The organism is Lentisalinibacter orientalis (assembly GCF_040706535.1).
Classification (GTDB): domain Bacteria; phylum Pseudomonadota; class Gammaproteobacteria; order Steroidobacterales; family Woeseiaceae; genus Lentisalinibacter; species Lentisalinibacter orientalis.
The window spans coordinates 1101289-1113162 of sequence record NZ_JAPDRJ010000001.1; the positions used below are offsets into that span (position 1 = coordinate 1101289).

At 62.6% G+C, this 11874-nt stretch carries 15 protein-coding genes and 1 pseudogene; 6 read left to right on the forward strand and 10 right to left on the reverse strand.

What is annotated here, in order from left to right; translation table 11 throughout:
• Window positions 1-5: 5 nt before the first annotated feature.
• A complete protein-coding gene (locus tag ACJMK0_RS04885; protein WP_405226890.1) occupies window positions 6-2192 on the forward strand; it encodes a PQQ-dependent dehydrogenase, methanol/ethanol family in 2187 nt (728 codons plus the stop codon).
• A gap of 36 nt (window positions 2193-2228) precedes the next feature.
• Here the strand turns inward: ACJMK0_RS04885 and ACJMK0_RS04890 are convergent, their stop codons facing one another.
• Both ACJMK0_RS04890 and ACJMK0_RS04895 read right to left on the reverse strand, forming a co-directional pair.
• Window positions 2229-2765 carry a GNAT family N-acetyltransferase gene (locus tag ACJMK0_RS04890; protein WP_405226887.1) on the reverse strand — a complete coding sequence of 179 codons (537 nt, stop codon included), beginning with the start codon at window positions 2763-2765 and terminating at the stop codon, window positions 2229-2231.
• Window positions 2758-3024: a hypothetical protein gene (locus ACJMK0_RS04895; protein WP_405226884.1), complete on the reverse strand. Its 267-nt coding sequence runs from the start codon at window positions 3022-3024 to the stop codon at window positions 2758-2760. Before ACJMK0_RS04895 ends, ACJMK0_RS04890 begins: the two co-directional genes overlap by 8 nt.
• Window positions 3025-3193: 169 nt before the next feature.
• On the opposite strand from ACJMK0_RS04895, the gene ACJMK0_RS04900 reads away from it, so the two are divergent.
• The gene (locus ACJMK0_RS04900; protein WP_405236062.1) at window positions 3194-4345 is read left to right on the forward strand and encodes a Fic family protein; all 1152 of its coding nucleotides are present in this window, start codon (window positions 3194-3196) and stop codon (window positions 4343-4345) included.
• 103 nt (window positions 4346-4448) lie between these two features.
• Window positions 4449-4688 (forward strand): addiction module protein, encoded by a 240-nt coding sequence (locus ACJMK0_RS04905; RefSeq protein WP_405236064.1) that lies wholly within the window; start codon window positions 4449-4451, stop codon window positions 4686-4688.
• A 430-nt stretch (window positions 4689-5118) separates the two neighbouring features.
• Here ACJMK0_RS04905 and ACJMK0_RS04910 read toward each other — a convergent pair whose 3' ends face one another.
• Window positions 5119-6408 (reverse strand): pectin acetylesterase-family hydrolase, encoded by a 1290-nt coding sequence (locus tag ACJMK0_RS04910; protein WP_405236065.1) that lies wholly within the window; start codon window positions 6406-6408, stop codon window positions 5119-5121.
• A gap of 185 nt (window positions 6409-6593) precedes the next feature.
• Here ACJMK0_RS04910 and ACJMK0_RS04915 point away from each other — a divergent pair, with 185 nt between their 5' ends.
• Window positions 6594-6782, forward strand: coding sequence for a type II toxin-antitoxin system HicA family toxin (locus ACJMK0_RS04915; protein ID WP_405236067.1), 189 nt, complete (start codon window positions 6594-6596; stop codon window positions 6780-6782).
• A gap of 7 nt (window positions 6783-6789) precedes the next feature.
• On the forward strand, window positions 6790-7002 hold the full coding sequence (locus ACJMK0_RS04920; RefSeq protein ID WP_405236069.1) for a type II toxin-antitoxin system HicB family antitoxin: 213 nt from the start codon (window positions 6790-6792) through the stop codon (window positions 7000-7002).
• A 43-nt stretch (window positions 7003-7045) separates the two neighbouring features.
• On the opposite strand, the gene ACJMK0_RS04925 is transcribed toward ACJMK0_RS04920, so the two are convergent.
• The 5 genes and pseudogenes from ACJMK0_RS04925 to ACJMK0_RS04945 form a co-directional block, all read right to left on the reverse strand.
• Entirely contained in the window at window positions 7046-7315 is a 270-nt protein-coding gene (locus ACJMK0_RS04925) for a helix-turn-helix domain-containing protein (protein ID WP_405236071.1), read from the reverse strand.
• Between the two features lie 122 nt (window positions 7316-7437).
• Window positions 7438-7710 (reverse strand): annotated as a pseudogene (locus tag ACJMK0_RS04930) (type II toxin-antitoxin system RelE/ParE family toxin); the annotation flags it as partial.
• A gap of 23 nt (window positions 7711-7733) precedes the next feature.
• Window positions 7734-7931 carry a hypothetical protein gene (locus ACJMK0_RS04935; RefSeq protein WP_405236073.1) on the reverse strand — a complete coding sequence of 66 codons (198 nt, stop codon included), beginning with the start codon at window positions 7929-7931 and terminating at the stop codon, window positions 7734-7736.
• Between the two features lie 42 nt (window positions 7932-7973).
• Window positions 7974-8174 carry a hypothetical protein gene (locus tag ACJMK0_RS04940; RefSeq protein WP_405236075.1) on the reverse strand — a complete coding sequence of 67 codons (201 nt, stop codon included), beginning with the start codon at window positions 8172-8174 and terminating at the stop codon, window positions 7974-7976.
• A gap of 5 nt (window positions 8175-8179) precedes the next feature.
• A complete protein-coding gene (locus ACJMK0_RS04945) occupies window positions 8180-8482 on the reverse strand; it encodes a BrnT family toxin (protein ID WP_405236077.1) in 303 nt (100 codons plus the stop codon).
• 217 nt (window positions 8483-8699) lie between these two features.
• On the opposite strand from ACJMK0_RS04945, the gene ACJMK0_RS04950 reads away from it, so the two are divergent.
• Window positions 8700-10208, forward strand: coding sequence for an FAD-dependent oxidoreductase (locus ACJMK0_RS04950; protein ID WP_405236079.1), 1509 nt, complete (start codon window positions 8700-8702; stop codon window positions 10206-10208).
• A gap of 82 nt (window positions 10209-10290) precedes the next feature.
• On the opposite strand, the gene ACJMK0_RS04955 is transcribed toward ACJMK0_RS04950, so the two are convergent.
• On the reverse strand, window positions 10291-10482 hold the full coding sequence (locus tag ACJMK0_RS04955; RefSeq protein WP_405236081.1) for a hypothetical protein: 192 nt from the start codon (window positions 10480-10482) through the stop codon (window positions 10291-10293).
• Window positions 10483-10534: 52 nt separating this feature from the next.
• Window positions 10535-11851 carry an ATP-dependent nuclease gene (locus ACJMK0_RS04960; protein WP_405236083.1) on the reverse strand — a complete coding sequence of 439 codons (1317 nt, stop codon included), beginning with the start codon at window positions 11849-11851 and terminating at the stop codon, window positions 10535-10537.
• Window positions 11852-11874: the final 23 nt, after the last annotated feature.

Here is an 11874-nt window from a genome sequence, read left to right on the forward strand (position 1 = left end):
CAGCGATGACAACAGGAATCAGAACCTCGTCCCGGCTCGCCATGCTGCCGGCTATGCTTACGACGGCCCTCCTGGCCGCCGCGTGCTCGAAGCAGGCGCCGCCGCCGGAATCGGCAGACACGCCGGCCGCTGAAACCACCCCGGCCGCTGTCACTCCGGCCGCCACGCCACCCGCCGGACTCGCCATCACCGACGCCGCACTCGCCGACGAGTCCCGCACGGCCGAGTGGCTGGCCTACGGCGGCACCCACTACGAGCGCCGCTACAGCCCCCTCAGCGACGTCGACGTCACCAACGTCGCCGACCTGAAGGTGGACTGGTATCTGGACCTGCCCCGGGACGTCGGCCTGGTTGCCACGCCGCTGGTGGTCGACGGCGTGATGTATTTCACCGGCACCCTGAACGTGGTGCGTGCCGTGAATGCGGTCACCGGCAAACTGCTGTGGGAGTTCGACCCGGAGGTCGGCAAGGTCCTCGCGGAGAAGCGCCAGCCCGGCATGAGCGCGGCCCGGGGCCTCGCTTTCTACGGCGACAAGGTCTACGCCGCCACCTGGGACGGACGGCTGATCGCCATCGACGCGAAGACCGGCGAGCAGGTCTGGTCGGTGCGCACCTTCCCGGAGGACGCGGCCCTCTACATCAGCGGCACCCCGAAGGCCTTCAAGGGCAAGGTGCTGATCGGCAACGGCGGCACGGAGGTGGGGCCGACCCGCGGCTTCGTGACCGCCTACGACGCCGAGACCGGCGAGGAGGCCTGGAAGTTCTGGATCGTGCCCGGCAACCCGGCGGACGGCTTCGAGAACGCGGCCATGGAGATGGCGGCCGAGACCTGGACCGGCGAGTGGTGGAAACACGGCGGCGGCGGCAACGCCTGGCACGGCTTTACCTACGACCCGGAGTTCGACGCCGTCTATATCGGCACCGGCAATGGCTCGCCCTGGAACCGCAATATCCGCAGCCCCGGCGGCGGCGACAACCTGTTCCTCTGCTCCGTTGTCGCGCTCGACCCGGACACCGGCGAGTACCGCTGGCACTACCAGACCGTGCCGGGCGAGACCTGGGACTACAACTCCAACATGGACATCGTGCTGGCTGACCTGAAGATCGGCGGCAAGGATGTGAAGGCGCTGATGCACGCGCCGAAGAACGGCTTCTTCTACGTCATCGACCGCGCCACCGGCAAACTGGTCTCCGCCGAGCCCTTCGCCGACGTGAACTGGGCCACCCACGTCGACCTCGAGACCGGCCGCCCGGTGGAAGTGGAAGGCGCGCGCTACGAGGACGACCGCTTCGACGTCATGCCAGGCCCCTGGGGCGCGCACAGCTGGCATGCGATGTCGTACAACCCGGGCACCGGCCTCGTCTATCTCCCCACGCTGCACATGAAGCTCGGCTTCGACGACGTCGGCATCGACCGCAAGAACTTCCAGGCGGAACCGCTGAAGGGCGGCGTCGGCGCCAACATCACCTACCCGGAAGACCAGCCGCGTGACTATCCGGCCTCGCTGCAGGCCTGGGACCCGGTGGCGCAGAAGGCCGTCTGGGAGATCCCCCAGGACAACTTCTGGAACGCCGGCACGCTCACCACCGCCGGCAACCTCGTCTTCCAGGGCCGCTCGAACGGTAAGTTCGTCGCCTACGACGCCCGCACCGGCGATGCCCTCTGGACCTTCGACGCCGGCCTCGGCATCTCGGCGCCAGCCATCACCTATGCCATCGACGGCAGGCAGTACCTCTCACTGCTGGTCGGCTTCGGCGGCGGCTTCGCCGGTCTCGGGGGCCAGGATGCCGCGGACCTCGGCTGGGCCTACCGCGCGCAGACGCGCCGGCTGATCACGTTCTCCCTCGACGGCACGGCAACGCTGCCGCCCCAGCCGCCACCCCTGGTGCCGAAGCCCATCCAGGCCGACTTCGAGGTGGATGCCGAACTCGCCGAGGCGGGCAAGATCCTCTTCGAGCGCTACAAGATCGAAGGCTACTGCTGGTACTGCCACGGCGGCGGCGCCATCTCCGGCGGCCAGGCGCCGGACCTGCGCGCCTCCGCGGCGGTGCTGGATGCCGAAGCCTTCGAGCGCATCGTCCGCGGCGGCGCACTGGCCGCCAACGGCATGCCGGCCTTCGCGGACCTGACCGACACAGAGCTGGAGTCGCTCCGCCACTACGTCCGCCAACAGGCAGACCTGGCCCTGTAGCAGCACGTAGGCGGCTTCAGCCGCGATCAGCCGCGATCAGCCGCGACCCGCTGCGACCCTCGCGATCGGCAGAAACATCACCTCGGGCGGGGGTCGGTCGCCGACGCCGCCACTCGCGAGGTCGAGCTCTCCGAAGCCGAGAGAGGCATAGAACCCGACGGCATCCGCCTTCGCGTCCACGACAACCCCGGTGCATCCCACGCGGTCGCGCATCTCGAGAGCCAGCTCGAGCACTGAACGAAGCAGCAATCTGCCGACACCGTGCCCCTGCCAGCGCCGGTCCACGGCCAGCCGCGCCAGACGGAGCACCGGCATCGGATAGCCGGGTAGCCGTCGTCGGAGCTTCTTCGTGAGCTTCTCCGAAGTCAGCTCCGCCATGGAGACGGTCATGAAACCGGCAATCGCATTGCCGTGCACCGCAACGTAGGTGCTGCCGACATGGTGACGAAACTGGTTCTGACCGGCGTAGCGCCGGAAGAAGCGGTCGAGCTCGATATTGCCGCTGTCGAAACCGGTTCGGTTATCGTCAGTTCGTAACTGCCGGACGCGAACCTCCGGTTTCCGGTCAGTCACGGAACAGCGATTTCAGCGCTTCCGTAGGCTCTTCATCCCGCTCGATCTGCTCGGCAACCCGCTCCATCGACTCGGGCGTCAGTACCAGTCGGGAAGGAATCATCAGGTCCTCCGGGATTTCCCGTAACGCCTGGAGATGGTGCCGCAGCGCCTCCTCGATCAGAAAGGCCTTTTTCACCCCTTTCTGACGCACATACGCCTCGAGCTCGGCTTTGGTCTCTTTCGAGATGTGGGCGGAGATCTGGGTGGTCGTGGTCATTTCGGTATCTCGTAAAAATCTCTACCAAATTGTAGATAAGATATCAGCCCTCAGGAAGATCGACTATCGGCAATTGCCGTCCCTGGGGCTGGAAAGGCGCCGAATCCCCACCCGAGAGCTAGTAAAGAAAGCTTTACTTGGGCGACAAACTAGTAAAGAATGCTTTACTATGACGACCAGACACACAGGCCACTATGTCACCACGACCGTCGCCGGAGAGTCGGTGCAGGCGTTCGTGCCCGATGCTCTCCCACCGCGGCTGACCAAGGCTGAGCTCCCGGGCCTGACCGAATCTCTGCGCCGAGCCGAAGCCGCACTCGCCCAGCTCGATCTCGCCGGCGCCATGATCCCGTCGCTTGACTGGTTCGTTTACGCCTTCGTCCGCAGGGAGGCGCTCCTCTCGTCCGAGATCGAAGGCACCCAGGCCACGCTACAGGACGTGCTGTCCTGGGAGCAGACGGCTCAGCCGGGTGCCTCGGGCATCGAGGACGTCGAAGAGGTCACCAACTACGTCGCGGCGATTAACCACGCGTTCGAGCAGATTCGTTCCCCGCGCGGCACGCCCATCTCCGTGCGGCTGCTGAACGACTGCCACCGCATCCTCATGCACGGGGTCCGCGGCGCTTCGAAGCAGCCGGGTGAACTCCGCCGGTCACAGAACTGGATCGGAGGCGCGAGCCCGGGCGACGCCACGTTCGTCCCGCCGCCGCCCACGCACGTCGCTGATCTGCTGAGTGGCCTGGAGCGCTACATCCACTCCGACGACGATCTCCCGCCGCTCATCCGCGCCGGCCTCGTGCACGTGCAGTTCGAGACCATCCACCCGTACCTCGATGGCAACGGCCGCCTGGGCCGCATGGTGATTGCGCTGCTGCTCGAGCATTGGGAAGTGCTGGGCGGGCCGCTGTTGTATCTCAGCCTCTACTTCCGGCAGAACCAGACAGAGTACTACCGCCGGCTGGATTCGATTCGGACCGAGGGCGACTGGATCGGCTGGCTCGCGTTCTTCCTGACGGGCGTCTCCGAGATCGCCGACGACGTCACCCGCACCACCCGCGCCCTGTACGCCCGGGTCACGGAGGACCGACAGACGCTGCTGGCGATGCCGGAGGCGACGGTCTCCAGCGTCCGGCTCTTCGAGCTGCTGCCGGAGCATCCTGTCATCACGATGCCTCTGGTGACGGATCTGCTCTCCACGACCAAACCCACTGCCGGCAAGGCCATCGACGTGCTGAGTGAGGCGGGGATACTGTCGGAGATCGGGGAGCGGAAGCGGGATCGGCTGTATCGGTACGACGGGTATCTGCGATTGCTGGAATAATTCCTGATCTGTTCGGTGTATTAGTGACATGGCAACAGCTTCCGTTTGGCGCGTATGGTGTTCAACGGTAATCTAGAGCGAAGCAAATGCGCCGGAGGACTTAATGGACACCGCTACCCTGGATAAGCTGCGATCAGAGGCGCTCGCTCTCTCCCAGCTGGAGCGGGCCCAGCTTGCGTACGAACTCGTCAGGAGTCTCGACGAGCCCGCGGATGCTGACGCCGATTCCGCGTGGGATAAAGAAATCCTGAAACGTTTACGTGCCATTGATACGGGCACAGCCAGACTCATCGACCGCGACGAATTGCGGAGAAGGCTCGAGAAGCGGCTCAGCGCTTCGTAGTGGCACGTGTCCGGGTCCTCGAGGAGGCAGCGATAGAGGCGACGGAGGCCGCCGCATGGTACGAGAATGCCCGGCCCGGTCTGGGCGGCGAGTTCGCCCAAGCCATTCTGGCCGCGTTGGATCTGCTCGAAGAAGAAGTCGTTCCTCTTACTACAATGCCGGGCAGAGCCGGCCAGGAGGGGGCGAGACGTCTGGGTCTTGGTCGCTTCCCCTATGACATCGTCGTCATCCAACAGTCTACCGATATCATCGTCGTCGCGATCGCTCACCATTCCCGACGACCTGGATATTGGCAGAGTCGGTTGCCCGGATGATCAGGCAGGCGCTTAGCTAGAGAACGGGCCCCTCGCCGAGGGGCCCTCTCGTCTCCTGTCGGGCCTGAAGGCCCTGCTACGGGTCGGGCCTGAAGGCCCTCCTACGGCGTCGGGTTTTACGGAATCGCTACCGGCTCGTAGTCCTCCACGATGTCCTTCCAGCCGAACTTCGACTGGCGCTGTCCGATGCGGATGAACTCGCCCGCCCAGTAGCTCAGCTTCGTGCCGTTGGCCTCTTGGGTGTAGAACAGGAAGGGCTGTGGCTCAGGCGAGTTCGGAGAGGCCGCCGTCACCTGGATGCCGCCGTGGGTGTCGTCGCCGCTCACGATGAAGCGCTTGTAGCGTCGCGGAAAGGCCTCGTTCAGCGCGCCGTGCTCGGTCAGGATCAGCTCGCGGTACTCCTCCGGATCCATCCGCGTGCCGTCGCCCTGGGCGAAGAACCGGTTGGTGGCGTCGGAGTCGGTCTCGTAGAACGCCTCGCGGATGGTCGAGTCGTTGGCGAGCCGCCAGTGAATGATGCCGGTCTGCTGACCGAAGGGGTTGCAGAGGCCCTCGGCGACACAGCTGGCCGGATAGAACTGCTGGAACTGCCAGTCATTCGCACGTGCAGCGACCGACAGCCACGTAATATCCGGCGGCGTGGTGGGCGTGGGCGGCGTGCCCAGATTGACCGCGATCGGCCCGGCGTCGTTGTACACGGTCAGCTTTACGTTGTTGCCGAAGGTGAAACGCGCCAGGAACGGAGCGAACGCGGCCGCAGCGACGCCGCCGGCACTGTGGCCCATCACCGTGATCTGCTTCGCTTTCGGGAACATCGCCCCTGCCACGTCCATGCCCGCGCTCAGGTTGCGCAGCCCGCGGTGGTAGCGGTTCGGGCCGAACGGAAACGCGGCGTCGCCCTTCACGTCATTGTCGCCGCCGAAGGTGGAGCCGTCGCAGTACGGCATGTAGACCACCGAGTAATCCGCGAACGGGTTCTCCGGGTTGGTGGGATCGAAAACACCCGGGAAAGGACCTTGCTCGGGCGGAGCCTGGTCGTCCGCCAGGATGTTGCACCGGGGGAAGTTCTGCCAGCAGGCGCCGCCTCCCTGCATGAAAACGAGCAACTTCTTGGGATCGCCCTGCCGGGTAAACACGGAGTAGGGCGTGCCCGCGATGCAGACCGGCCCGTCAGGGCGTAAGCCACCAGGGTAGGACGGGTTCGGCGAATACCGAGGATCGAAGTCGTGCTTCGTCCAGACGCCGTACTCACTGGGGATCGACTGGGCCGTCCCGAGATACTTGTCGACGCCCGCCGCTCGCAGCTCGTCCATGGCTTTGTCGTTGAGGCCGGACGGGGCGGCGAGCGCCGATCCGGACGCGATGGCCAGGCACAGGACGAGGATCGAATGGATGGTTCTTTTCATTTTGATTCCCCCTGAACGCCAGTGGTTGTTTTTCGGCGGCGTTCGTGAGGGATGAGTATAGACCAAAGCGGTTTGTTCGCCTGGCAGTTTCTCGCGTTTCACATAAGGTCGCGATCGCCGTTCCTCGCGCATTCACCCGGAATCGCCGGTCGCTGTCAGAACAGACGATCGGTCACCCTCTGAACATGAAGGTGCGAGAAGTATTGACAATATTACGAGCCGAGAGCTGGGTCGAAGTCTCGCGCCGCGGTAGTCACCGTCAGCTCAAGCATCCGACGCGGCCAGGCCGCGTAACGGTTCCAGGCAAACCCTCGGACGACTTGGCACCGGGCACCCTCAACAGTATTCTGAAGCAGGCAGGCCTGAAGGAGTGATCTGGCAATGCGATACGCGATAGTGATTGAAGCGGCCGAGAACAACTTCTCCGCCTACGTGCCTGATCTGCCAGGCTGCGTCGCCACGGGCGCGACGGTGGAGGAAACCGAGTCGCAGATCCGCGAAGCCATCGAGTTTCACCTGGAAGGCCTGCGGGCAGATAATCTCCCGATCCCTCCGGCGTCCAGCCGCGTCGACTATGTCGAGGTAGCCGCGTAAGTCTTACCCTCCAGCGGTAGGGCTGGAGTTTCGCAGGCGAGAACTACGCCACATCCAGCAACGCCTGCGGATTCCGGTACGCGATCAGCAGCAGCGTACGCGCCGCCCCGGACGGAGCCCTCCGTCCCTGTTCCCAATCCTGCAGCGTCCTCACGGACACACCCAGCAGGGTAGCGAAGCGAGACTGCGACAGGCCGGTCTTCTCGCGAATCTCTGCGACCGGCGGGATATTGATGACGCGCCCAGACTTGCCGGCCTTCAGCTCTCTCAAGCCCTCGAGAATCTCCGCGCCAAGGTCACGTTTCTTCGGCATCCCCGATCTCCTCTCGAAAACTTGTCCGCACATGCCTGCGTATGGGCGAGAATTATACGGCATTGCCGTAAGGCTGCAATAGCAGAGCAAAGGATCCAAGACGGCTACGTCTAGACCACATCTCACGGCCTCGTCAGCGTTTCCTCCATATCCCGGCTCGCATGCACGATAGCTGGGACCAGGATGCGGTCGCCTCTCACCGCAAAGATGATGCGGTAGCTCTTTCGGAAAACGAGTCCTCGGATATCCCGGGAATCTGTTTCGGGGACGCTCCGTCCCATCTGCAGGTGGTCGGCTAGCTTGCCGACTGATTCCAGGATTCGATCGATGAAGCGCTCAGCGTAAGCGCCAGAGTCGCGGGCAATGTAATCGAAGAGCGCGCGCAGATCGGCCTCCGCAGGCGCCGTTCACTCGATTCTCACCGGGTGTCGTAAGACTCATCCCCGATCAGGCGGCTCCTGATCTCCTCATGAGGCGTCGTCTGTCCCTCATCAGCCGTCTTCAGCCCGGCCTCGATCTTCTGCCTGACACAGAGCCGGTACATCAGGTCCTCCCACGTGGCGTCATCCGGCAGATTGTCGATGACGGCTCGCGCGGCTTCTTTGACGCTTGGCACAGACCTGCTCACGCAGCACTCAACGGCCGTATCCGCCGGACCTCACTTGGCGGATTCGATGAGAGCGATATCCTGCTTGAGCAGTGCGTTAACCAATTCGTTCAGTTCCACGCCTTTCTCCCGCGCACGATCCTGCAGATACTCGAGCACGTCCTCCTCCAGATACACTGGCAACTGCAGCTCGGCGTCCTGCCGGAAGAACTTGCCGCGCTCGCCTTTAGAAAAGTCGTACTCTTTTCGCATTGCCGTCACCTGCTTTCGTACTGCCGCCGTTCGTTCCTGGTCGCCACGCGCACCGAGATCAATCGAATGTCGGCGGTGTCGTTCTCTGTCTCCTCGAAAGTGTGTACCACAACGAGAAGGGACCCGTTCTCCGACTGCCCCAAAGTGATCCAGCGTTCGTCGTCGTGCCCGCTATGCTCCGAATCGTAGTCCGAGATCGCCAACGGATCGCGGAAAATCGTTGCAGCCTGCTCGAAGCTCACACCGTGCTTCTTCCGGTTCGTGGCCGCCTTTGCCGGATCCCAGGAAAAGCGATACTGATACTTCACCTGTCTCCCGCTTGTAGATCAATCGGCGCTTGCGTGCACGATGACCGCCCAAAGGGTCGGGTGCTTCCACTGCTGATTCAGCTTAAGGCAGGCGCCAACACCTGTCTACAGACCAAAACCGGCCTTTTGCTGCAGAAACTCTAAGCCCAGAGGCCCTGAGACCTGTGTCTGCCGCCTCTGCTAACCTACCCCGAGCCTCGCCACACGAACCCTGCCCATGCCCACCCCCATCACCCGCCGCACCCTCCTCACCTCAACCTCAGCCGCCCTGGGCCTGACCCTCCTCCCATACCCCCTCCGCGCCGCGGCCGACGAGGTCTGGGATCTCATCGTCGTCGGCGGCGGCACCGCCGGCATGCCCACGGCGTACTTCGCCTCCAAACGCATGCGGGTGCTGGTCATCGAGAAGGCGGGCATCCTCGGCGGCACGCTCGACCGCTCCACCGGCCAGGTGGCCGCCGCGAACACCGTCTGGCAGGAAGCGAAGGGCATCGAGGATTCGCCGGATGCGCACTACGACGACATCATGCGCATCAACCACGGCACCTCTGACCCTGCGCTCACGCGCCGCTTCGTCGAGCACGCGGGCGAGGCGCTCAACTGGCTCGCCCGGCACGGCTACGAGGTGCTGCCGGAGCACCCGGTCACCGGCTCCGGCCACGAACACTTCCGCACGCCCCGCTACCAGTGGGGCCCGAAGGGCGGCTGGTCCATCTACGAGACCATGCTGCCGCTCATCGAGGAGCGCATCCGCAGCGGACGCCTGACCACGCTCATGAACACCAGCGTCGAGGAGCTGATGCTGGATGCGGACGGCGCGGTCACCGGCGTCATCGCCCGCCCGCTGGAAGGCGAACCCCGACCCATCCGCGCCCGCAACGTCGTGCTGGCCACCGGCGGCTGCGCCGGCAACCCGGAGATGTTCGAGGCCCTGCACGGCGTACTGCTCAGCTGCCGCGTCGCCCATCACAACGCCCAGGGTATCGGCATTACGCTGGGCGAGTCCGCCGGCGGCTACGTGCGCGGCGGCGAGCACTACCTGCCGCTCGCCGGCGGCGTCCTCGCCAGCACGGATTTCCCGGCGCCGCTCTCGGCCTACGCCGTCCTGAACCCGCCCGTGCGCCCGCCCTGGGAAGTGGTGGTGAACGCGGACGGCCGGCGCTTCGTGCGCGAGGACCACCCGAGCATTCACCACATCGAGGTGGCGGTGGGGCGCCAGCCCGGCGAGACCCACTGGGCCGTGTTCGACGACGAGATACTCGACCAGGCACCGCCGCTCTTCGACGACTGGACCCGGGAGCGCATGCGCCAGGCGGTGAGCGACCATCCGATGATCTTCCGCGGCGAGACCGTGGGCGAACTCGCCGCAGCCACCGGCCTCTCGCCGGGGGCGCTGACCGAGACCGTGGACAACTACAACCGCGCGCTGGCGGCGGGCAAGCCCGACCCGCTAGGCCGCGAGCACCGGCCGCTACCGATTGCGCAGCCGCCGTTCTACGCGGCGCGGCTGCAGGGATGGACGGTGGTCTCCTTCGCGGGGCTGGCGGTGGATGCGGATCTGAGGGTGGTGAAGCGGTCAGGAGAGGCCGTGGCGAATCTCTATGCCGTGGGGGAGGTGATCGGGGCCGGGGCTACGTCGGGGAATGCTTATACGAACGGGATGCTGGTGACGCCGGCGGTGACGTTTGGGAGGTTGTTGGGGGAGAGGGTTATTGATTTCCCTTAACTCTGATCGCACTCCGATCGGCCAAAAACCACTGGCCTGCTGCCAGTCGCACCAGGTGACTCTTAGACAATGCGCGGAATGCCTAGATTCTTGCAGCAGCCACTTGCAAATCGGCTGCATAGTCTTTAAGCCGTTCTACAATGGCCTGCACCTCTTCCAACGGCAACTCCTCTCCTTTCTGGGTGCGTGATTCAACGTTTGCACACAAATGAAAGATGTTGTTGGCAATCCCATCGACCGCCTGCTTTGGGTCTTCATAGTCATCGATCGGCATCAGTCTTCCTCCTTTGCTCGCGCGCGTCACCTCAGCAATCTGGATGCGCGCGTTAGCGCAACAGTCGCTCAAGACGCTCAAGCAACTTTTCTTCGATTTCAGTAGGTAGCTCCGTTTCTGGTCTCATATCTTCAACAACAATCTTGCAGAGTTCTGCCTTCCGATAGCTAATTCCATTCGCTGAAACGACATCGCCTTCAATTTCGATTGCATTGCTACCGCCGAATATTGCTCGCAGTAAGCTTGCTGGGTAGTAGTGCTCAATGCCATTTTGGTCCCAGATTATTATGTTCTCCCTTGGTACTCCCATCGATTCAACTTCATTGGGAATCGACGCACCATGCTTCTCATCCAAGACAACGAATAGTCGGTCGTGGTATGGACTCTTCCTCAGATCCGCAAGCATTTCTCTAGCAATATGCAGTTTCTGCTTTACCTGCCCATCCCCGTTACACTGAATGATCGATATTAGGCTTTCCGGAAATCTCAGTTTTATCGCTTTTCTTAAGAAGTGCGAGTCACAGTCGCCTTCGACCAATACAATGACTGCCGGCAAAAAAAGCGTTTCGAATCTGTTCCCAAGCAGAAAGAATTGAAGCGAATTTAGCGCTTGTACGGACTCTACTTGGCGTATCTGAATTTCCGTGTTGCACCTTTCAACATAGAAGTTGTTTGGAAATGAGGTGCGATCAAGAAAGATTGGAGAGTGTGTGGCTAATGTAATGGATCTAATGTGGGGAAAATACTTCTCACGGTTGGATGGATTAAAGAGAAAATCCGCGACCACTCCTTGCACTTCGGGCGATATTCCTAACTCCGGCTCGTCGATCAGAAAGTGTTCGAAATCGCTATCCAAGAGGCACGTTAGCAATGTCGTGACTAGGCGATACCCAGAGCTGGTATATGACAGGTTGTACTCATCTACCTGAATAAACCGCTGCGACATCTCATTCTCAGGTATTGTCTTTTCGATCGATACCTCTGAACCCAATAGCGCGTTTACTAACGTAAAGAGCGTGGACCGCTGATCATCGGTTAGCTCAGCGATCGCCGTTTGGAGGTTGAGCGGGGAGTTATCCCGGTTCTCAGCGCGATCCTTTCTGTAGTAATTCAGGAATTCTTCATACTTCTTGCGTTTTCGATTAGTTTGCGGCGAATGGGGACTCAGCAACGAGAAATTTTGGTATCGAGCGGGGCCGAGGTAGGATGCGGTTTCGCCTATCTCGCTCGTCATTTGTCTCAACAGGAAAGACTTGCCTGAGTTATTTCTCCCGCAAAGAATTGCTATCTCCCGGTTCTTGATTGCTTCGTATAAAGGGTGCGAGGCGTCGGCGACTTTAGTGGGGGGCGGCTGGGTGTGGGTTGTCATATCGAGCTTGATCCGAGCAGATG